Origin of the sequence: Ideonella sp., from assembly GCF_041287625.1 — a bacterium.
Lineage (GTDB): Bacteria > Pseudomonadota > Gammaproteobacteria > Burkholderiales > Burkholderiaceae_C > Ideonella.
In genome coordinates, this window is record NZ_JBGGNH010000058.1 from 101263 (window position 1) to 121246 (window position 19984).

Annotated in this window: 18 protein-coding genes; 3 read left to right on the plus strand and 15 right to left on the minus strand. The window is 66.9% G+C overall.

Translation table 11 applies throughout. The annotated features are described in order from the left end of the window. Window positions 1–100 precede the first annotated feature (100 nt). The 11 genes from ACAH41_RS21625 to ACAH41_RS21675 form a co-directional block, all read right to left on the minus strand. A complete protein-coding gene (locus ACAH41_RS21625; protein WP_325653827.1) occupies window positions 101–1825 on the minus strand; it encodes a methyl-accepting chemotaxis protein in 1725 nt (574 codons plus the stop codon). A gap of 119 nt (window positions 1826–1944) precedes the next feature. Next, entirely contained in the window at window positions 1945–3198 is a 1254-nt protein-coding gene (locus ACAH41_RS21630; RefSeq protein WP_325653825.1) for an SfnB family sulfur acquisition oxidoreductase, read from the minus strand. Window positions 3199–3224: 26 nt separating this feature from the next. After that, window positions 3225–4556: an SfnB family sulfur acquisition oxidoreductase gene (locus tag ACAH41_RS21635; RefSeq protein WP_325653823.1), complete on the minus strand. Its 1332-nt coding sequence runs from the start codon at window positions 4554–4556 to the stop codon at window positions 3225–3227. Window positions 4557–4677: 121 nt separating this feature from the next. Continuing rightward, the gene (locus ACAH41_RS21640) at window positions 4678–5721 is read right to left on the minus strand and encodes a serine acetyltransferase (protein WP_325653821.1); all 1044 of its coding nucleotides are present in this window, start codon (window positions 5719–5721) and stop codon (window positions 4678–4680) included. Window positions 5722–5865: 144 nt separating this feature from the next. Next, window positions 5866–6939 (minus strand): CysB family HTH-type transcriptional regulator, encoded by a 1074-nt coding sequence (locus ACAH41_RS21645; RefSeq protein ID WP_325653819.1) that lies wholly within the window; start codon window positions 6937–6939, stop codon window positions 5866–5868. Between the two features lie 232 nt (window positions 6940–7171). Then, window positions 7172–8194, minus strand: a complete 1023-nt coding sequence (locus ACAH41_RS21650) for a sulfate ABC transporter ATP-binding protein (RefSeq protein WP_325653817.1) — start codon at window positions 8192–8194, stop codon at window positions 7172–7174. Window positions 8195–8213: 19 nt separating this feature from the next. Further along, entirely contained in the window at window positions 8214–9152 is a 939-nt protein-coding gene (cysW, locus tag ACAH41_RS21655; protein ID WP_325653815.1) for a sulfate ABC transporter permease subunit CysW, read from the minus strand. Window positions 9153–9187: 35 nt separating this feature from the next. Beyond that, a complete protein-coding gene (gene cysT / locus ACAH41_RS21660) occupies window positions 9188–10015 on the minus strand; it encodes a sulfate ABC transporter permease subunit CysT (protein WP_325653926.1) in 828 nt (275 codons plus the stop codon). A gap of 282 nt (window positions 10016–10297) precedes the next feature. Beyond that, on the minus strand, window positions 10298–11314 hold the full coding sequence (locus ACAH41_RS21665) for a sulfate ABC transporter substrate-binding protein (RefSeq protein WP_325653813.1): 1017 nt from the start codon (window positions 11312–11314) through the stop codon (window positions 10298–10300). 199 nt (window positions 11315–11513) lie between these two features. Beyond that, entirely contained in the window at window positions 11514–11732 is a 219-nt protein-coding gene (locus ACAH41_RS21670) for a molybdopterin-binding protein (protein WP_141288364.1), read from the minus strand. A 54-nt stretch (window positions 11733–11786) separates the two neighbouring features. Next, a complete protein-coding gene (locus ACAH41_RS21675) occupies window positions 11787–12074 on the minus strand; it encodes a hypothetical protein (RefSeq protein WP_325653812.1) in 288 nt (95 codons plus the stop codon). Between the two features lie 206 nt (window positions 12075–12280). Here ACAH41_RS21675 and ACAH41_RS21680 point away from each other — a divergent pair, with 206 nt between their 5' ends. The 3 genes from ACAH41_RS21680 (at window position 12281) to ACAH41_RS21690 (ending at window position 15259) form a co-directional block, all read left to right on the plus strand. Next, on the plus strand, window positions 12281–13921 hold the full coding sequence (locus ACAH41_RS21680; protein WP_325653810.1) for an ATP-binding protein: 1641 nt from the start codon (window positions 12281–12283) through the stop codon (window positions 13919–13921). Beyond that, entirely contained in the window at window positions 13918–14646 is a 729-nt protein-coding gene (locus ACAH41_RS21685) for a response regulator (protein WP_325653808.1), read from the plus strand. The genes ACAH41_RS21680 and ACAH41_RS21685 overlap by 4 nt, the downstream gene beginning before the upstream one ends. A gap of 433 nt (window positions 14647–15079) precedes the next feature. Continuing rightward, entirely contained in the window at window positions 15080–15259 is a 180-nt protein-coding gene (locus ACAH41_RS21690; protein ID WP_325653806.1) for a hypothetical protein, read from the plus strand. Between the two features lie 19 nt (window positions 15260–15278). Here the strand turns inward: ACAH41_RS21690 and ACAH41_RS21695 are convergent, their stop codons facing one another. From ACAH41_RS21695 to ACAH41_RS21710, 4 genes are read right to left on the minus strand one after another with little or no spacing between them, the layout of a single operon-like run. Beyond that, window positions 15279–15785: a flavin reductase family protein gene (locus tag ACAH41_RS21695; RefSeq protein ID WP_325653804.1), complete on the minus strand. Its 507-nt coding sequence runs from the start codon at window positions 15783–15785 to the stop codon at window positions 15279–15281. Between the two features lies 1 nt (window position 15786). Next, window positions 15787–17247, minus strand: coding sequence for an MFS transporter (locus tag ACAH41_RS21700; protein ID WP_325653803.1), 1461 nt, complete (start codon window positions 17245–17247; stop codon window positions 15787–15789). 23 nt (window positions 17248–17270) lie between these two features. Then, window positions 17271–18539: a hypothetical protein gene (locus ACAH41_RS21705; protein WP_325653802.1), complete on the minus strand. Its 1269-nt coding sequence runs from the start codon at window positions 18537–18539 to the stop codon at window positions 17271–17273. After that, on the minus strand, window positions 18536–19795 hold the full coding sequence (locus ACAH41_RS21710; protein WP_325653800.1) for a bacterial transcriptional activator domain-containing protein: 1260 nt from the start codon (window positions 19793–19795) through the stop codon (window positions 18536–18538). The genes ACAH41_RS21705 and ACAH41_RS21710 overlap by 4 nt, the downstream gene beginning before the upstream one ends. Between the last annotated feature and the right edge of the window lie 189 nt (window positions 19796–19984).

Below are 19984 nucleotides of genomic sequence, written 5' to 3' on the forward strand. Positions count from 1 at the left end.
TGCTTGTTGCGAAATCGAGCAGGGACCGCGCCGTGTCGTCCCGCCCCCAAACGCAGAACAGGCCCCGCAGGGCCTGTTCAATGGCGTATCGGCCCTGCCGTCAGAAGGTTTCCCAATCGGCCGAGGCATCGGCCGTCACGGCCGCCGCTGCCGGCTTGGCAGCGCGCGGCGCGGGGCTGGCCTTGGCGGCCACGCGCGCTGCCGCCGCTGCGGGCTTGGCGGCCGCGGCCTTCGCAGGTGCAAACGTGTGCTTGGGCGCAGCGGCCTGCACCTTCACCGGTGCCACCGTCTCGCCATGCCGGAGCTTGAACACTGCGACGGCGGCCACCAGCTGCTGGGCCTGCTGCTTCAGGCTTTCGGCGCCGGCGGCGGACTCTTCCACCAGCGCGGCATTCTGCTGCGTGGCCTGGTCCATCGCGGTGACGGCCTGGCCGACCTGGGCCACGCCTGCGGCTTGCTCGCGCGAGGCCGCGCTGATCTCGCCGACGATGCTGGTCACGCGGCCGATGGAGCGCACCACCTCGTCGATGGTTGTGCCGGCCTGGTCCACCTGCGCGGTGCCTTGCTCCACCCGCTCGCTGCTCAGCGTGATCAGGCCCTTGATCTGCTTGGCAGCCTCGGCTGAGCGCTGCGCCAGGCTGCGCACTTCGGAGGCGACGACCGCAAAGCCGCGGCCCTGCTCGCCGGCGCGCGCCGCTTCGACGGCGGCGTTCAGTGCCAGGATGTTGGTCTGGAAGGCAATGCCGTCGATGGTGCCGATGATGTCGGCAATCTTCTTCGAGCTTTCGCTGATGCCGCGCATGGTCTCCACCACCTGCTGCACCGCCACGCCGCCGCGGCCGGCCACGTCGCTGGCGGTCGCCGCCAGTTCGTTGGCCTGCTGGGCGTTGTCCGCATTGGCGCGCACGGTGGCGCCGAGCTCGTCCATCGAGGCCGCGGTTTCTTCCAGCGCGGCGGCCTGCTGCTCGGTGCGGGCCGAGAGGTCGCTGTTGCCGGAGGCGATCTGTGCCGAGCCGGTGGCCACGCCTTCGGCGTTCTGGCGCACATGGCCCACGATGCCGGCCAGGCGCTGCTGCATTTCCTTCAGCGCGCGCAGCAGCTGGCCGGTCTCGTTTTCGCCGCTGGCGTCGAACTCGGCGGTCAGGTCACCGTCGGCCACGCCACGCGCCACGCGCACGGCCTCATGGATGGGCCGGGTGGTGCTGCGCACCGTCCAGACGCACACGGCCACCGCCGCGGCCAGCGCCAGGCCGATCAGCGCGGCGATCATCGCCTGCGCACTGGCCACTTCCTTGTCCGCCTCTTCGCCAGCCAGTTCCATCAGCTTGCCGCCCAGCGTCACCATCTCTTCGACAGCGCTCATGTAGGCCACCTGGCGCGGGCGCACCTCGGTCAGCAGCACGGTCTTGGCCTCTTCCAGGTTGCCTTGCTTGAGCAGGCCCAGCACCTTGTCACGCGGGCCGCGGTAGGCAGCCCGGGCGGCGGCCAGCTTCTCGAAGCCTTCCTTGCCCTTGGGCGTGGTCATGATGTTCTTGAGCGCTTCGAATTGCTCGGAAGTGCGCTTGCTGACTGCGTTGATGTCGTCATACAGCGCCTTGGCGCCGGCGGGATCGGTGACGATGAACAGCTCGCGGATGTTGCTGGCCACCGTGGCATTGGCTTCCCTGATGATCAGGAAGCGCTGCACCTTGGGAAAGCGGTCCCGCACCGCCAGCTCCAGCTTGGCGTTGATGGCGTTGACCTTGAGAATGGAAATCGCGCCCAGCACGGCGACCAGGATCGCCATCGTCGCGAAGCCCAGCACCAGCCGGGTGGAAATCTTCATGTCGTGAAACCGCATGGGGCACTCCGAGTTCGTTGCTCGGGGTTTATCGGCCGCCCTGTGGTTTGCTGAAGGATGACGCAAGCGTCACTGCGCTGGGCTGATGCCGGGCCGCGGCGGGCTCACAACGCCCCGTGCCTTGGCGGCAGCTTGTCGTTGAGCACGTAGTTGCCGACCGCGTGGTATTTCCAGCGGACCGGGTCGTGCAGCGTGTGGGTGCGGGCGTTGCGCCAGAAGCGGTCCAGGCCGAGCTTGCCCAGCGTGGCAGCGGTGCCGCAGAGTTCGAACAGGCGGGTGCTGGCGTCGAGCGAGAAGCTGGTGCTCAGCGCGCGGGCTTCGGCCACGGCGATGGAGGCTTCGGCGACGCTGCGTTCGGTCGGGCGCAGCTGGGCGGCGTCCAGGAAGCGGGCGGCGCGGCGCAGCAGCGCGTGGGCCGCGGCCTGCTGGACCTTCAGTTCGCCGACCTGCTGGATGGCGAGCGGGTCGTCGGCGGCGCGGGCCAGGCCGCTGTCCATCCACGGGCGGGCATGCTCGCGCAGGAAGGGCAGCGTGGCGGCGAGGGCGCCCTGGCCAATGCCGAGGTCGATCGCGGCATGCAGGATCTGCGCAAACGGGCCGATGGTGGTGGGTTGTTCGAACGAGGCCTGGAAGGGCACGACCCAGCCGGGTTCGACCTCGGCGTTGTCGAACGCCACGCTGCCGCTGCCGGTCAGGCGCTGGCCCATGCCGTCCCAGTCGTCGGTGACGGTGACGCCGGGTGCGTTGCGCGGCACAAAGGCCAGGTACTGCACTTCGCGGCCCTCTTCCTCGGTGGCCACCAGCGTGGGGATCCAGTGCGCATACAGCGCGCCGGTGCAATAGAACTTGCGGCCTTCGATGCGCCAGCCGCTGCCGGCGCGCGTGAGCCGCGTGCGGCGCTTGAAGTCCTTGTGGCCGATCTCGGCCAGCGCATTGCCGAAGCGTTCGCCGGCCATCACGCGCTCGTAGAAGAAGCGCTGCTGCGAACGGCTGCCGCCCACGCGCAGGACTTCCAGCGCGTAGAAGTGGTTCTGCGGGATCTGGCCCAGCGAGCCGTCCGCCGCCGAGATCAGCGCGGTGACTTCGGCCAGCGTGGCGCTGCTGGCGCCCAGGCCACCGTGCTCGCGCGGCACGCTGATGGCCCACAGGCCGCTGGCGACAAACGCGTCCAGCTCGGCCCAGGGCAGCGTGCGCGACTGGTCGCGGGCGGCGGCGCCGGGCGCGAATTCCGCGGCCAGCTGGCGCGCGGCGCGCACGGCGGCGGCGTCGTCCGGCAGGCGGGCCGGGCGCTGCAGGGGCGGGTCGGCCGGCTTGAGCTGGCGGGCTGGGGCGGGGGTGGGCGTGAGCAGCAGGGACATGGGGGAAGTCGAGGCTGACGGGGCGCTCAGTTCCACGAGTGGCGCGCCGGCAGCACGCCGTTGAGATGGTGGTTGCCAATGAGTTGCAGCTTCCAGCGCACCGGGTCATGCAGCGTGTGCACGCGGGCGTTGCGCCAGTGGCGGTCCAGGTGGCGCGAGAGCCGGGTGGCCGACGAGCCGGCGAGTTCGAACAGCTGCTCGCTGGCGGCCAGCGCAGCGCGGGTCGTCATCACCTTGGCCTGTGCCACGGTGACCGAGGCGTGCGCGCTGGCTTCGGGGCTCAAAGGTGTCCAGCGTCCTTCGGCATCCAGCGCGCTGGCCGCCAGTTCGTCCAGCGTGCCGGCGGCCTCGCGCAGCAGCTCGTGGGCCGCATGCAGCGTGATCTGCAACCGGCCGACCTCGGCGATCAAATGCGGGTCGTCGCTGGCGCGCGCCAGGCCGGAGTCGACCCAGGGGCGGGCGTGTTCGCGCACGTACAGCAATGCGTCGGCCAGCGCGGCCTGCGCAATCCCCTGGTCGATGGCGGCCTGGATCAGCTGCGAAACCGGGCCGTAGAGGCCGGGCCGCTCGGCCAGCCGCCACAGCGGCAGCACGTCCTCGGGGTCGACCTGCACCTGGTCGAACCGCACGCTGCCGCTGGCGGTGGTGCGCTGGCCAAAGGCGTCCCAGTCGTCGATCACCTGCACGCCGGGCGCATCGGCCGGCACCCAGGCCTGCACCGGACGGCCCTTGGCGTCCAGCGCGCGGGTGGGGATGCGGTGGGCGAACAAGGCGCCGGTCGAGTAGAAGCGCTGGCCGTTCAAGGTCAGCCCGCCGTCCTCGCGGGTGGCCAGCTTGGGGCCGCCACGCAGGAGGGTGGGCGCTTCGGCGGACTTGCGCTCCGGCCCGGCGTTGCCCAGCCGCAGGCCGGCAAGGGCCTCGGCGTAGAAGCGTTGCTGCTGGGCCTCGCTGCCGGCTTCGCGCAGCACGCCCAGCAGCGCGAAATGGTTTTGCGGGACCTGGCCGAGGGCCGGGTCCGCGGCGCACAGCGTGACGAAGACTTCGGCCAGCGTCAGGCACGAGACCTGGGCGCCGCCGAAGCGGCGCGGCACCGTCATGCCGCCCAGGCCGCTCTCGGACCAGCGCTGCAATTCGTCCCACGGCAGGCGGCGTTCATGGTCCCGCTCGGCGGCGCCGGGGGCGAACTCGGCGGCAAGTTGCCTGGCGACTTGCAAGGCTTCGGCGTCGCCGCGGATGTGGTGCACGCGGTGCGGTTCCGGGCGCGGTGGCGATGCGCGAGCTGGCGATGATGGAGCGGAGGTTCCTTCAGCCACCGCCTCGTGGGCGGTGGCCAGCGCGGGTGCGGTGATCACGGTCATGTTGCCGGCATTGCAGCGCATGGCTTGCTGGCAAGCCACGAAGGAATTCGGGTTTGCTTATCTGCTCAAGCCTTGCCCTTGCCCTTGCACAGCGTCCGCCGGGCTCGCTGCAGGACTCGCCTCAAGGCCGTGCCGGGCCCTGGCGCAAGGTGGCCTGGCTGACCAGCGCGCCGGCCGGCACGTCGTCGGTCAGCCAGACGTTGCCGCCGATGCGGGCGCCCTGGCCGATGCTCACGCCGCCGAGCACGGTGGCGCCGGCGTGCAGCACCACGTCGTCGCCCACCGTGGGGTAGGCCAGCAACGCGGTGCTGCCGGGCTGGCGCGGGCTGTCGCCGGCGTCCAGCGTGACGGCCTGGTGGATGCGCACCTGGCGGCCGATGCGCACGCCTTCGCCGATGACAACGCCGTTGCCATGGTCGATGAAGCAGCCGGCGCCGATGGTCGCGCCGGGATGGATGTCGATGCCGGTGCGGCTGTGCGCCAGGTCGGACACCATGCGGGCCAGCAGGCGGGCGCCCAGGCGGTGCAGGCGATGGGCCACGCGGTGGTGGATCATGGCCCGCACGCCGGGGCAGCAGAGCAGGATCTCGTCGACGTTGCGGGCGCTGGGTTGGCCATGGAACGCGGCGGCGACGTCGCTGTCCAGCAGCGAGCGGATCACCGGCAGCGAACGGGCCAGGTTGTTGACGACCTGGCGCGCCAGCTCGGGCAGCTCGCCGCGGTTGCGCTGTTCCTCGTCCAGCAGGCGGGCGTCGTGTGCCAGCTCCAGGCGCACCTGGCCTTGCAGGAATTGCAGCGTCTGGCCGAGCGTGCGGCGCACATAGATGTCTTCTTCCTGCGGGCGCAGCTCGGGCGGGCCCAGGCGCATCGGGAACAGCACGCCGCAGAGGTCGTCCATGATGTGGGCGACGGTGTCGGGCGACGGCAGTTCACGGCCGGCAGGTTCGCGCGAGCGGCCGCTGGCCTCGCGCCAGCTCAGGCGCACGGTGCGCAGCGAGGTGACGATCTGGTCCAGGTCCAGCTGGGCGTCGGCCGGGCTCAGCGCGTCGTTCACGGGTTCCAGCGGCACGGGCGTGGGCATGATGGGGCCGTGGGGGTCAGGCGCGCCCAGCGGCTGCGTGGCAGCCGGGCGAGTGAGCGATTGCAGCAGATCGGTGGCGTTCATGGCGGGCTCGGCGGTAGGCGTTGAAGGTCGAAGACAAAGGAAGAAGGGTTCCTGCGAATGGCTTCAGCGTAAGGGCCGGGCTGCGACGATGGAACGAATCAAAGGGCCGCTGCTTATTCGGTTTCTGATGACGCCGCCGGCCAATCAGATGTTCTGTGCGACCGACAGGCGCGCGGCGCCGGGGCCGTTCAGCAGCGCGCTGTTGGCGCTCGGCACGCTGTTGCCGACATTGCCCAGGCTGCCAGCGAGTTCGGGATGCTGCAGCTCGGGCCGGCTCACGCCCTCACGCAGCAGCTCCTTCTGCAGCTCGGCGGTGACGACTTCACGCGTCAGCGGCGGCGCAAAGGCGCGGATGAACTCGAACACGATGTCGCGCAGCGGCTCGCCGCGGCGCACCGCCAGCCGGGTCAGGTTGGGCGCGAACAGGTGGCGCGCATCCAGCGCCACCATGTGCTCGTTGTCCCGCTCGGGCTGGTGCGCAATCGCCGCGACGATGCCCACGCCCATGCCCAGCTCGACGTAGGTCTTGATCACGTCGGCGTCCATCGCTTCCATCGCCAGCTGCGGCGCCAGGCCGGCTGCGGCAAAGGCCTGGTCCAGCGAGGCGCGGCCGGTGAAGCCGCGTTCGTAGGTGATGAGCGGGAAGCGCGCCAGCCGGGCCAGCGTCAGCGGTTTGCCGTCGGTCAGCGGATGGCCCTTGGGCACCAGCACCAGGTGGGTCCAGCTGTAGCAGGCCAGGGTCAGCAGGCCTGCATGGCGGGCCAGTCCTTCGGTGGCAATGCCGATGTCGGCCTCGCGGCGCAGCAGCTGCCTGGCGACCTGGTCCGGCGAGCCCTGGTGCAGCGTCAGGCCGATGTGCGGATGCTGGGCGCGGAAGGACATCACCGCCGGCGGGAGGGCATAACGCGCCTGCGAATGGGTGGCGGCAATCGTCAGCTGGCCGGAGGCTTCCCTGGCGTAGTCGCGGCCGACATGGCGCAGCTTCTCGGCATGCACCAGCATGCGTTCGACGATGGGCAGCATGCGCTCGCCCGGCGGCGTGAGGCCCACCAGGCGTTTGCCGCTGCGGGCGAACAAGGCCAGGCCCAGTTCGTCTTCCAGCTCGCGGATCTGGCGGCTGACACCGGGCTGCGAGGTGTGCAGCACCTGGGCCACTTCGGTGAGGTTGAAACCCTGGCGCGCGGCTTCGCGGACGGAACGCAGTTGCTGGAAGTTCAAGGCGGTGTCCCCGTTCTGTGCATCGCAGGCGGGTGGCTCACGACGCGGTATGCACTCCCACGCTGACGTGGGTTTGAGCGTGCATTCTGGGGAGGCGGCCCCTGGTCGCGAAGGAAGCTTTCCGCCTTAACTCATGACCCGGCTGCACAGCGGCAGACACGTCTGCTCACCAATGAAAAAAGGGCTGCCGAAGCAGCCCCTTTCATAGCGGGAACAGGGAGGAGGGTAGCCCTCAGATCGGCGCTGCAAACCGCGTCACGCGGCGCGGCTTCAGGTGCACGCGGCAGCCGTTGATCAGTTTCAGCCGGTCGCGCGCGCTGATCCAGGCTTCGCGCGGCAGCTCCACGTCCACGTAGCTGCCGTCATCGTCGCGCTTGAACTCGATGCGCGTGTTCGGGCCGACGGTGAGCGTCTGCGCCAGCGTCACGGCCCAGGTGTCGGCCTCGGGCGTGGCGACGATCTCCAGCTCGTGCGGGCGCACGTAGCTGACATCGGCTTCGGCAGTGCCGGCGGCATTGCGGCCGTGGAACAGGTTCACGTCGCCGAGGAACTTCAGCACGAACGGCGTGGCCGGGTTGTCGTAGACCTCGTCCGGTGCGCCTTGCTGTTCGATGCGGCCGTCGTTCATCACGACGATGCGGTCGGCCACTTCCATCGCCTCTTCCTGGTCGTGCGTGACGAAGACGCTGGTGACGTGCATCTCGTCATGCAGGCGGCGCAGCCAGCGGCGCAGTTCCTTGCGCACCTTGGCGTCCAGCGCGCCGAAGGGCTCGTCCAGCAGCAGCACCTTGGGCTCGACCGCCAGTGCGCGGGCCAGCGCCACGCGTTGGCGCTGGCCGCCGGAGAGCTGGTGCGGGAAACGGTCGGCCATGGCGTCCAGCTGCACCAGCTTCAGCAATTCAGCGACCTTTTTCTTGATCGCCGCTTCGGACGGACGCGTTTCACGCGACCGCACGCGCAGGCCGAACGCGATGTTGTCGGCAATGCGCATGTGGCCAAACAGCGCGTAGTGCTGGAACACGAAGCCGACGTTGCGCTCGCGCACGTCGGAGAAGGTCGCGTCGGCGCCGTGGAACAGCACGCTGCCCGAGTCCGGCTGTTCCAGCCCGGCAATCATACGCAGCAGCGTGGTCTTGCCCGAGCCCGATGGGCCCAGCAAGGCGACCAGTTCACCGGAGGGAATCTCCAGGTTCAGGTTGTTGCAGACGGCGAGCGAACCAAAGCGCTTCACCAGGTTTTTGACTTCAATCGACATGATGAATTTCTCTCGGTTTTCAGTGGCTGCCGGATGCGGCTGACGATTCGCGCTTCACGCGTTGTTCGACGATGTACTTCAGCACCAGGCTGACCAGCGCCAGGCCGGCCAGCAGCGAGGCCACCGCGAACGAGGCCGCGAACTGGTACTCGTTGTAGAGGATCTCGATGTGCAGCGGCATGGTGTTGGTGAAGCCACGCACATGGCCCGACACCACCGACACCGCGCCGAATTCGCCCATGGCCCGGGCGTTGCACAGGATCACGCCGTACAGCAGCGCCCACTTGACGTTGGGCAGCGTGACGCGCCAGAAGATCTGCCAGCCCGAAGCGCCCAGCACGCGGGCGGCTTCTTCCTGCTCCTGGCCTTGCGCCTGCATCAGCGGAATGAGTTCACGGGCCACGAACGGGAAGGTCACGAAGACGGTGGCCAGCACGATGCCGGGCACCGCGAAGATGATCTTCAGGTCGTTGTCGCGCAGCCATTCGCCCCACCAGCCCTGCAGGCCGAAGACCAGCACGTAGATCAGGCCGGCAATCACCGGGCTGACCGAAAACGGCAGGTCGATCAGCGTCAGCAGCAGGTCCTTGCCGCGGAAGTCGAATTTGGCAATCGCCCAGGCCGCGGCAACGCCGAACACCAGGTTCAGCGGCACCGAGATGCCAGCGGCGATCAGCGTCAGCTTGACGGCGGCCAGCGCGTCTGGCTCGACGATGGCGGCCACGTAGACCTCCCAGCCCTTCTTGAAGGCTTCGACGAACACGGCCACCAGCGGCACGAACAGGAACAGCGACAGGAAAAGCAGCGCGACCAGGATCAGCGTGGTGCGGACCCAGGCGGGTTCTGTGGTGGACGACAGCGCGGAACGCGCGCGCGTGCCTCGCTGCGAAACGGGGGCGACGGGCGGCGCCTGTTGCGGCGTGGCCGCGTCGGTCAATGGAATCTGGGCGGTGGTCATGCGAACCTCGGCAAAAACAATGATTTGGGGAGGCTTCAGCGGCCTTGGCGCTTGCGGGCCCAGGCCTGCAGCAGGTTGATGACCAGCAGCATCGTGAAGGCAATGCTCAGCATCACGACGGCGATGGCGGTGGCGCCGGCGTAGTCGTACTGCTCCAGCTTGGTGATGATCAGCAGCGGCGTGATTTCCGAGACCATCGGCATGTTGCCGGCGATGAAGATCACCGAGCCGTATTCGCCCAGGGCGCGGGCAAAGGCCAGCGCAAAGCCGGTCAGCAGCGCCGGTGCCAGCGAAGGCAGGATCACCTTCGTGAAGGTCTGCAGCCGCGAGGCGCCCAGCGTGGCCGCCGCCTCTTCGAGTTCCTTGGACAGGTCTTCGAGGATGGGCTGCACCGTGCGCACCACAAACGGCAGGCCGATGAAGGTCAGCGCGACGAACACGCCCACCGGCGTGAAGGCGACCTTGAACGGCACGTACTGGCCGATCCAGCCGGTCGGCGCGTACAGGGCCGTCAGCGCGATGCCGGCCACCGCGGTGGGCAGGGCAAACGGCAGGTCCACCAGCGCGTCAACGATGCGCTTGAACGGGAAGGTGTAGCGCACCAGCACCCAGGCCACGAGCATGCCGAACACGCCGTTGAGCAAGGCCGCCGCGAACGAGGCGCCGAAGGTCAGGCGGTACGAAGCGACAACCCGCGGCGATGCGACCGCGGCCCAGAAGCCGTCCCAGCTCAGCGTGAAGGTCTTGAGGAACACGGCCGAGAGGGGGATCAGCACGATGATGCTGAGGTACAGCACCGTCATGCCCAGCGCCAGGTCGAAGCCGGGCAGCACGCTGCGGCGGCGCAGCAGCAGGCGCGACAGCCAGGGGCCGCGCGCCGGACGGCTGGCGGGATGGGCGGCAAGAGAGGCGGTGGTCACGGCGGGTCCTGGGCTGGATGGGGTGGGGTGGGACCGCGTGTCGTCTTGGCGCTACGGCGGCTTTTCGCATGTCTTCATGCGTGAACTGATGCTAGGCAGCAGCATCAAGTCGAGGAACGAAGCAAAACGCGCTTGCTTATGAGAAACGCGGCGGAAAGCCGCGCCCAGGCAGGAAAACCGCGCAAGCGCGCTGGCCGGGCGCCACGGCTGCGCCCGGCAGGTGCATCACTTGTTGACGTAGATGCTGTCGAACACGCCACCGTCGTTGAAGTGCGTCTTCTGGGTCTTGGCCCAGCCACCGAAGGTGTCGTCGATGGTGAACAGCTTCACGGCCGGGAACAGCTTGGTGAATTGCGCGGCGGCCTTAGCGTCGACCGGGCGGTAGTAGTTTTCGCCGGCAATCTTCTGGCCTTCGGGCGAATACAGGTACTCGACGTAGGCCTGGGCCACGGCGCGCGTGCCGTGTTTGTCGACCACCTTGTCGACCATCGTCACCGGTGGCTCGGCCAGGATGCTGACCGAGGGCACGACGATCTCGAACTTGTCCGGGCCCAGTTCCTTGACCGCCAGGAAGGCTTCGTTTTCCCAGGCGATCAGCACGTCGCCGATGCCGCGTTCGACGAAGGTGGTGGTCGCACCGCGCGCGCCGGAGTCCAGCACCGGCACGTTCTTGAACAGCGCAGTGACGAAATCCTTGGCCTTGGCGTCATTGCCGCCCGGCTTCTTCAGCGCGTAGCCCCAGGCCGCCAGGTAGTTCCAGCGGGCGCCGCCGGAGGTCTTGGGGTTGGGGGTGATGACCTGCAGGCCGGGCTTGACCAGGTCGTCCCAGTCCTTCACGCCCTTGGGGTTGCCCTTGCGCACCAGGAACACGATGGTCGAGGTGTAGGGCGAGCTGTTGTGCGTCAGGCGCTTCTGCCAGTCGGGCGGAATCAGCTTGGCCTTCTCGCCGATCTCGTCGATGTCATAGGCCAGCGCCAGCGTGACGACGTCGGCCTCCAGGCCGTCGATCACCGAGCGCGCCTGCTTGCCGGAGCCACCGTGCGACTGCTTGACCGTCACGGTGTCGCCGGTCTTGGTCTTCCAGTAGGCGGCGAAGGCCTTGTTGTAGTCCTGGTAGAGCTCGCGGGTGGGGTCGTAGGAGACGTTCAGCAGCGTGACGTCCTTGGCAATGGCGGCGGCGCCGGTCAGGGCGAGCAGCGCGGCGGCGGCAAACTGGGCAATCGTGGTACGGCGGGACGGCATCGGAGGGTTCCTCGGGTCGTTGGATCTGAAGCCCGATGCTAAAAATCGCCCATCGAACGAGGAACGAATCAAAACGAGCTTTCTTATTCGATTTGTGCGGTGCGAGCGGCCCTGGCCAATGGAAAACGGGCGGCTCATGGCCGCCCGTCAGGTGTGGCATCGGGCCGCGCCGGGTCGGCGCGCCCGGGGCCCATGTGAGTCAGAGGGTCGCGATCGAGACCTCGGTCGACTTGACCAGCGCGACCACGTCGCGGCCCACACGCAGGCCCAGCTCGTGCACCGAGCGGGTGGTGATGACCGAGGTCACGACCAGGCCGGACGGCATTTCGACGTCGACCTCCGAGACCACCGGGCCCTCGATGATTTCCTTGACCCGGCCACGGAACTGGTTGCGCGCGTTGACGGCGAGGATGCTCATGTGATTGCCTTTTCTGATGACAGCGTTGAGTTCGGATGGAAATGCAGGAGACCGTCAGGCCGCAATGCGGAAGCTGCAGGCTTCGTCGAGCTGCAGCTGCGCCACGGCCTTGGGCACGTGCACCTGCAGCGCCACGCGATGGCCGAAGGCGTCTTCGACCCAGGTGCAGCCGTTGGCCAGCAGTTCGGCTGCCAGGCGGCCCGGCTCGACCCGGTAGCCCGCCACGCGCAGCTGCTGGGTACAGGCCAGCAGCGCGGACACGTCGCGCGCTTCCAGCGCCTGGCGCAGGGCCTGGCCGGTGACGGGCAGCTCGACCGAAGCGTTGGCGATGTGGCTTGTCATGGCAGGTCTCCTGCGTGATGGAATGCCTTGATCATGGGCGCCCCCCTGTCTTGCGTGAACGAAGGCTTTCAGCTATCCATAGCCCGCCGCCGCATAACAGACCGGCTGCAAACACGTTCAGCGTGTTTCAACGCGTATCCCGGCTGGGCCCGCCAGCAGGCAGCTGCTGATGCGATGCGCGCGGCGGGCGTGCTAGCGTCCGCCGCATGAACATGGCCCGCGTGCCTTCTGAAGCCTCCGTGCAGCCCGCCGCCGCGCAGCCGCATGGCCTGCGGCTGTTGATGCGGCCGCACCCGGCCTGGGGCTTGCTGATCTGGGGCCTGGCGGCGGGCCTGATGGCCTGGCTGGACGGCCATGTCGACCTTGCCGGGCTGGCCATGCTGCCGGTGCTGGCGGCGACGCTGGCCGCGCTGTGCCTGCCGCTGGGCGTGTCGCTGGCGCTCAGCGCGCTGGCGGTGCTGGCCTTCAACTGGTGGTTCGTGCCGCCGCGCGGCAGCTTCCAGGTCGACCTGCGCCACCACGCGCTGCTGCTCGGCGCGATGCTGCTGGTCAACTGGATCGTCACCTGGCTGATGGTCGCGCAGCGCCGGCTGGCTGCGCAGCTGGCCCGCCAAGCGCGCCATGCACACCAGCTGCGCGAGCTTGGCGAGGCGTTGCGCGCGGTGGACGACCCGCTCGAACACGCCGGCCTGCTGTTCAGCCACCTGGCGCGCGAGTTCCAGGGCGCACCGGTGCTGATGCTGCTGCAACAGCCCAAGCTGCCGGCGACCGATCTGCCGGAGGCCGTGCGCTGGTTCGGCGAGCCCGACGAGGACACCCGTGTCGGCCTGTGGCTGTGCCTGCGCCAGTCGCGGGCGATGGGGCCAGGCACCGGCCGGCATGAAGAGCTGCGCCAGTGGCTGCTGCCGCTGCGCGGCCGGCATGGCGCGCGCGGGGCGGTCTCGCTGCCGCTGGACGAGACCTGGCTCAATGCGCTGGCCCAGGCCGTTGGCACCGGCGACAGCCCGGCCCTGCCCGAGGCCATGCGCGCCCATGCGCAGGCCTTGTGCGACCAGATGGGCGCCGCGCTCGAACACGCCCAGGCCGCGCGCTTGACCACGCAGGCTCGCCAGCTGGCCCAGGAACACGCCACCCGCAACGCGCTGCTGGCGGCCATCTCGCACGACTACCGCACGCCGCTGGCCACCATGCTGGGGGCGGCCTCGTCGCTGCAGGACCAGGGCGACCGCCTCTCCGCCGCGCAGCGCCGCACGCTGCTCGCCACCGTGGTCGACGAGATCGGCCGGCTCGGCGAGCTGACCGACAACACCTTGCAGCTGGCCCGCCTCAGTTCGCCCGGCGTGCAGCTGCGGCTGGACTGGGAATCGGCCGAAGACATCGTTGGCGCCGCGATGCGCCGTGCCGGCCGGCGCCACCCGCAGGGCGCACTGCGCGCCCGCGTCGAGCCGGGGCTGCCGCTGCTGCGCTGCGACGCACTGCTGTTGGCCCAGCTGCTGGACAACCTGATCGCCAACGCGCTGAAGTACGGCGGTGACAGCCCGGTCGAACTGCTGGCCCGCGCCCAGCCCGGCCACTGGGTGCTGGCCGTGCGCGACCGAGGCCCCGGCGTGCCGCCCGAATGGCGCCAGCGCATCTTCGACGTGTTTCAGCGCGGCCCGGTCGACCTGGCTGCCGCCGAGCGTGGTGACCGCAGCGGCGCCGGCGTCGGCCTGGCCGTCTGCCGTGCCATCGCCGAGGCCCACGGCGGCACGCTGCGCCTGCGCGCCCGCGGCCACGGCGGCAGCAGCTTCGAATGCTGGCTGCCGCTGGGCGAAGCCGCGCCTGCGCCGGCAGAGGAGGCTGCATGACCTTGCGCGTTTTGCTGGTCGAAGACGACAGGGAGCTGCGGGCGACGCTGCGCAGCGCGCTGGACATCGAAGGCTACGAAGTCTTCACCGCCGCCAGCCTGGCCGAAGCCCAGGCGCTGACCACCCACCTGGCCGACGCGCTGCGCCCGGCCGGTTTCGACCTGGTGCTGCTGGACCTGGGCCTGCCCGACGGCGAAGGCCAGCAACTGCTCGGCACCTTGCGCCGCAAGCACAGCCTTCCGGTGCTGGTGATCTCTGCCGCGCAAGACGATGGCCAGAAAATCCGCCTGCTGGACGCCGGGGCCGACGACTACCTCGTCAAGCCGTTTGCGGTCGGCGAACTGCTGGCGCGCATGCGCGTCACGCTGCGCCACCGCGGCACGCGCATCGACGCCGCTTTGACCCACTACCGCAGCGGCGGCCCGATGGGCCTGGAGATCGACCTCGGCACCCGCAGCGTCAAGGTGCGCAGCGAAGCCTGCCACCTCACCCCCACCGAATTCAAGCTGCTAGCCCGCCTGGTCCGCAGCGCCGGCCAAGTCGTCACCCACCGCCAGCTGCTCAGCGACGTCTGGGGCCCCGACCAGACCGAACAAACCCACTACCTGCGCCTCTACATGGCCCAACTCCGCGCCAAGCTGGAGAGCCAGCCGGCGAATCCGCGCTGGCTGCTGACCGAGCCGGGGGTGGGGTATCGGTTGGTGGAACCGGAGGCGGAGGGTTGAAACACACGGCGAGCGGCGCCGGCACGCCTTGGCTGTTGGTTTGCACCCAAGGCGAAACCGGCGGGTCGGTCGTTCAAAGATTTTGCAGCGCATGTCTCACGACACTCTGAACTGCCTTCTCACTGAACATCGAACTTTCCCGAATTCGTTTCACTGAACATGAAACTTTGGCGCCTCGCAGCTTCCTTTCTGTCGGGAGAACTCGCATCGCTCGAAGAGCGATGCGCACTGAGGGCTGCCGATGGAACGCACCGTGGATTCGACATCAGGGCTTTCCTTGGCCGGTTCTCTATGTCAACGGTGTAGCTCCGACTCACGATACTTTCTAAGGCCCGGCCGTCAATTGGGTGCAGGACGTCAATGCGGTAATCTTGAACGTGTGACGAATCATGAAGCACCCAGTGAGACGGAGCTAGCGCAAACAGTTGAGCGAATGGAGCTCAAACTGGCAGCACTCCGGAACGAGGAAGTCTTGGTGCTCATGGTGAAGTACCGAGAGCTCTGTGTGCGCTTCGAGAAGGACCTATCGGCGTCACCTCGCGATTTGGCGCTCGCCAAGGCAAGTGCGCTGATGCTCGTGCAAGCTATTGCACAGCAAGACGATCCGGCTTAGCACTTCGGGTTGCTCCTCGTCATATTGGCATTGCTGCGAGTCGGGCGTAGGAGCCAGCATAAAAGACAAGTGCGTCCTCACGCGTCGAAGAGAGGTCGAACGCGGTGACGGTGCCGAACAGCACAACATGGTCGCCTATCTCAGCCATTTGGATGACCGTGGAAGCGAACACTGCAAGCGCGCCGTCGACGCACGGTACGCCGTCGCGCCACTTCCAGCGTGCCAGCGTGTCTTCGCCTCGCTCGGCGCGCCCCGCATATTGACGCGAGATGCCTTCATGCGTTGCGGCTAGCACACTGATACCGAAGGCGCCAGCGGTCGTAATCAACCCGGTCATTGCGCTCTCACGCCGGATGCAAACGGAAAGCACCGGTGGCCTTAGGCTTGCTGACGTCACGGAGTTGACGGTGATGGCGCGCGGCCCGGCCGGGGTCGCAGTCGATAGCAGGCAGACTCCGGTGGCAAATTGCCCCATCGCGCGGCGGTAGGCGCGACCCTCGTCATTGTCTTGAGCGGCCATCTTCATGTCACCTTGCTGCGATAGCAGCGTTGCGTGGCAATGCTGCGGCTTCAATTGTGTTGCCAACGTTGCTCCGTTCGGCGCTAGGTTGTTGAAGAACGTCTGCTTCGACGGTTGATGCTTTGGTTTCCTTGGCTGCTTGTGCACGCCAGGGGCGGCATGCTGCTGCGACTGCTACGACCACCAGTGCGACGCCTCCCGGCACCACCCATGCCAGGCCAAGCCGTTCGTGCGGCAGCCATTGAAGTGCTGCCGCATTCACTACGCACGCCGCGAGAGCGCCGCGGGCGTTTGCGCTCATCGTGGTACCGAAAACCTGGCCAACACTGCCTCTCCCGACGAGTTTGGCCAGCAGTGGATCCGCGGTAGGCACAGAAAGCGCCTGGCTGAGGCAGAAAGCCACTGAGAGCACGCCGATTGCTGGCCCGGCTGTTCCTATTGCGCCAAAGACAACGAATCCGAGTGCTGCAAGCAATTGACCACCAAAGTAGAGTGTTGCCAGGATGCCCAACGTTGGTCGACGTAACAGCCAGCCCATCAGCGGTAGCACCGCCACCAACGCCAGCGACTGCGATGAGTAGAAAACTGATGCCAGTGCTGCCGAGCCGAACACTGTTGCGCAATATGCAGCGAGCAATAGCGTCACGGTATTGGTCAGGTAGCCAATCGCGGTATAGGTCCATGCGAACGGGCCAAGCACGATCGGAGGCAATGTGGATGCCGTGTCAGATTTCGCCTCGCTTCGCCTCGACGACGAACTCTTTTCAGAGGTACTTGTTTTCGATGGGCCGGTACTACTGTCGGACCGAGGCGATCGCAAAACGAGCAGCGCGCAAGCTCCGAGCAAATAGGCCCCGACTGCGCAACCGATTGCCCATGCACCGAGTTCTCGATGTAGCAACCAGCCCGCGAGCGCAGATCCGACAAACATGCCGAGATTGAACGCGACGCTCGATGTCGCGTAGACCATTGGCAGGTGACGCAAGTCGAAGGATCGCGCGACGTGGGTCCTTACGGCGAGGGTGAACGTGGTCGACGCGACGCTCAGGCAAATGCAGGCGGTGGCCGCGAGCCATGTACCGACCGCGCTATCTAGACCGAGTAAGAGCGTTGTCGCCATCGCGCAGCAGAGCAGGCTTGCGAACGCAGGGCCTATACCGGGCCTTCGATCCACAAGTACACCGAGTGGCCGCGCGAACAGTCTTCCGCCAATGACCACTGCACTCGCCAACAGCACCGCGACGAAGGGTGCTAGGCCGAGCTCGCGCGTCAGATGAACAACGAGGAACGGTGTCACCATCATTGCAGCCGCAGAGACGAGCAGGCGTGATGCCAATACCGCTGCAGCATTCCTCAGCAGCGTGCTTGGCAACGTGCGCCAGGGCATCATCTGCATATGCCAAGGCTGGCGAAATGGACGAGCGGACGGGTGCGAAGGCGGCGCAGCAGATTGTTGAGGAATCGTCACGGCGTTCTCCTATTGAAGCGGCTTCAGGCCATCGCTGCGGCAGTGTGACGCTGGTGGTGTTGCACGGCAGCAGCAAGTGCACCCAGGTGTCGTGTGCTCTCTTGTTCAGAGGCAATGCTGCTCAGTTGGTCCAAAGCAGCGACGCATAGGCCATCGATTGCCAACGCATGAAGGTAGTGCGTGCATGCGGTTTCGTTGTCGCCAGCGAGGCGCGCTGCTTCGCCCGCCATGAACCACGCCAGCGCGCCACCGGGAGGTGCAAGTCGCGCGGCTGTAACGTAGCAAGTGAGTGCCGGCTCGGGCTCACCGAGATCTAGATGGATCTCGCCCAACTCAACCCAGCGTGCTGAGTCCATCGGATCTATGTCGCGTGCTCGCTCAAGCCGTTCCTTTGCAAGTGCAAGGTCGCCAATCCAGCGTGCTTCCTTCGCCCGGCTCTGCAGCATAGGCATGCAGTTTTCTCTTGCGAGCAGAGCCTCGCTCTCGCTGCGTGGCGTCATCGCCATCGCATGCGCCTCACAAAGCGCCATTTCGGCAACTACGATATCCCGCTCTCGACGCATAAACGGCACATAAGAAGCGCTGCGGTAAAAGCGACTCGTCAGCAGATGGGCGCGAAAACTTTCGGCTCCATATTTGGAGGTTAGTGTCTGCAGAGATTGCCATGCACACTCACGCCAGTGCGTCGCTGCCTCAACGTCACCGGTATATTTTGCATGCTGAACAATGAGGTCTATGCAAGCATTGAAGCGCACGTCGCTATCGCGAGCTGCGTTCTCGGCGATGGTCGCGAGTGGCACAAGCGTGTACGGCCGGCGACCGATCGAGCCCAGCACTGTGCATGCGGACGCTGTCGTGAGTGCGACGCTTGCTTCCCATGGATCGGCGGCAATGGCATCTTCTGATGGGATTTCCGAGATGCGTGCTAGTAATTCATAGAACCCGAGTGAGAGCAACAGGCCAGCGACCGCAGCACGCCTTGGCGCTGCTAGCGAGTCAAAGGCGTGCAGCAACTCAAGCATGGCAAGCCATGCATCAGTTCGTAGCTCCGGTGAGAGTTCCTCTGGTGCCTCGACTGCATACTGACCATAGCTGCAAAGCTCAGCAGCAAGCGAGTCGCGAAAGCCCGGTGGCAGGACGCGTTGCAGGTTGCTCTGACGCTCGCTGCTGTCGGTGAGGCAGCGTTGCCACGCTAGCCAAGGTCGCCAGGCGTGTATTGGGCCATTGGGCGATGGCGGCGCAAGCCGCACATACGGACCGAGTGCTTGTTCCATGAAGCTACGTGTGTTCATACGGAAGCTCCTTCGAGGTTGGCTGTCATTGCCTGAGCCTCGTCAAGCCAGTCGGCACACCAGTTACCGATACTGGCGTGCTCGACATCTACGATGCCGCGTCTGCTACTGTCAGCGGCGCGTTGCACCGCCGAAACCGCAAGGGGGTCGATCCGCTGTGAGGCTAGGTACGCGGTAAGCGCACGCGCTTCGCGCGAGGCGCCAGCGGCGCAAGCAGCATGAGCTTCGCCAGCCATGAACCACGCAATTGCACTTCCAGGCGGCCCATACTCGGCAGCGAGTTCGTAGTGCACTGCTGCTTCGGCCGGCCGGCCGGCGCGTAGCAGCACCTCGCCAAGCTCGATGTGGGCGGTGGCATCGAACGGGAATAACGCGACCAAGCGCGCTGCATGGTGCACAGCGCCGTCGATATCTCGACAGGCCAACCGTTCTTTTGTTCGGCTTTCATGTACCGAGAACAGGTTCTCATGGGCAAGGAAAGCTTCAGTCGCATCGGTTGGCGTGGCAGCGTTTGCCAACGCCTCGCAGCGCGTCATCTCGGCTGTCATTTGATCCAGATCACCTCGTGCGTGCGGCCACATCGCGGTTGCTCGCCAGAGGCACGATGTCATGAGCACACGCCGGAACGTCGGCGTTGCGATTTCAAGGCGTTTGGCAATGGAGACGGCGCGCTCGTAGCGAGCCCGTGCGACATCGGCGTCACCGCCATATGTCAGCGCGAGCAAGAACGAGCGCAGCGCGGCTGCAACCTCGATTTCCTCGCTTGGCGAGGCGTCAAGGGCGCGTTCGCAGGCCTCCTGCAGCGGCTTGATGACTGGCAGCTCTGCACAGCCTGCGCGGTACATGCCGACACGTACCGAGACGTTGAGCATCGCGAGCCGTGGTTCGGTTGCCATATCAACATCGCTGTCGAACAGTGCTCCGAGGCGGTCGTATGCACCGACTTGAAGTAGTACGCGTGCGAGCTTGACACGTGCATCGATATCGAGGGCTTGCCAGCGATTGGTGAGAGTTTGGATTGCCTCCCAGCGCGTGTAGTCCAGGGCGACAGCAACTGGACGTGTCTCGCGCAGCAGCATGTCACGCAAACCTGGCGTACCGCGCCGTTGTATCCAAAGTGGATACGCGGATGACAGATCGTCGAGCAAGGCCGTTGTTGCACGAGCGGCTGCGTTTGCAAAGAATTCGGCCTGTGGCCGCTCAACCAGGTCCAGCAATGGCTGGTGCAATATCAGTTTGATCAAGCTGCAGAACATGGCAGTCCTCGACAGGGTTTTGGATTTGAGACGAGTTGCCGCAGTCGGTGTCACGATGGCGCGTGGCACCGACTGCGGCGGGCCAGCGGCGCAGCAGTGCGCCTCTGGCTCAGGGCTCCGAGAACAGCGTGATCAGGTCGCGGCGATTGCTGAGCGACGAGAAGCGGACATAGGCCAAGGCGGTGGTCG

What these genes read in the sequence shown, in the direction of transcription:
- ACAH41_RS21650 (WP_325653817.1), bottom strand. Translation starts at nt 8,194, where the DNA reads ATGTCGATTGAAGTCAAAAACCTGGTGAAGCGCTTTGGTTCGCTCGCC.
- ACAH41_RS21640 (WP_325653821.1), bottom strand. Translation starts at nt 5,721, where the DNA reads ATGAACGCCACCGATCTGCTGCAATCGCTCACTCGCCCGGCTGCCACG.
- ACAH41_RS21705 (WP_325653802.1), bottom strand. Translation starts at nt 18,539, where the DNA reads ATGAACACACGTAGCTTCATGGAACAAGCACTCGGTCCGTATGTGCGG.
- ACAH41_RS21670 (WP_141288364.1), bottom strand. Translation starts at nt 11,732, where the DNA reads ATGAGCATCCTCGCCGTCAACGCGCGCAACCAGTTCCGTGGCCGGGTC.
- ACAH41_RS21675 (WP_325653812.1), bottom strand. Translation starts at nt 12,074, where the DNA reads ATGACAAGCCACATCGCCAACGCTTCGGTCGAGCTGCCCGTCACCGGC.
- ACAH41_RS21690 (WP_325653806.1), top strand. Translation starts at nt 15,080, where the DNA reads ATGGAGCTCAAACTGGCAGCACTCCGGAACGAGGAAGTCTTGGTGCTC.
- ACAH41_RS21685 (WP_325653808.1), top strand. Translation starts at nt 13,918, where the DNA reads ATGACCTTGCGCGTTTTGCTGGTCGAAGACGACAGGGAGCTGCGGGCG.
- ACAH41_RS21625 (WP_325653827.1), bottom strand. Translation starts at nt 1,825, where the DNA reads ATGAAGATTTCCACCCGGCTGGTGCTGGGCTTCGCGACGATGGCGATC.
- ACAH41_RS21710 (WP_325653800.1), bottom strand. Translation starts at nt 19,795, where the DNA reads ATGTTCTGCAGCTTGATCAAACTGATATTGCACCAGCCATTGCTGGAC.
- ACAH41_RS21635 (WP_325653823.1), bottom strand. Translation starts at nt 4,556, where the DNA reads ATGACCGTGATCACCGCACCCGCGCTGGCCACCGCCCACGAGGCGGTG.
- ACAH41_RS21680 (WP_325653810.1), top strand. Translation starts at nt 12,281, where the DNA reads ATGAACATGGCCCGCGTGCCTTCTGAAGCCTCCGTGCAGCCCGCCGCC.
- ACAH41_RS21665 (WP_325653813.1), bottom strand. Translation starts at nt 11,314, where the DNA reads ATGCCGTCCCGCCGTACCACGATTGCCCAGTTTGCCGCCGCCGCGCTG.
- ACAH41_RS21630 (WP_325653825.1), bottom strand. Translation starts at nt 3,198, where the DNA reads ATGTCCCTGCTGCTCACGCCCACCCCCGCCCCAGCCCGCCAGCTCAAG.
- cysW (WP_325653815.1), bottom strand. Translation starts at nt 9,152, where the DNA reads ATGACCACCGCCCAGATTCCATTGACCGACGCGGCCACGCCGCAACAG.
- ACAH41_RS21695 (WP_325653804.1), bottom strand. Translation starts at nt 15,785, where the DNA reads ATGAAGATGGCCGCTCAAGACAATGACGAGGGTCGCGCCTACCGCCGC.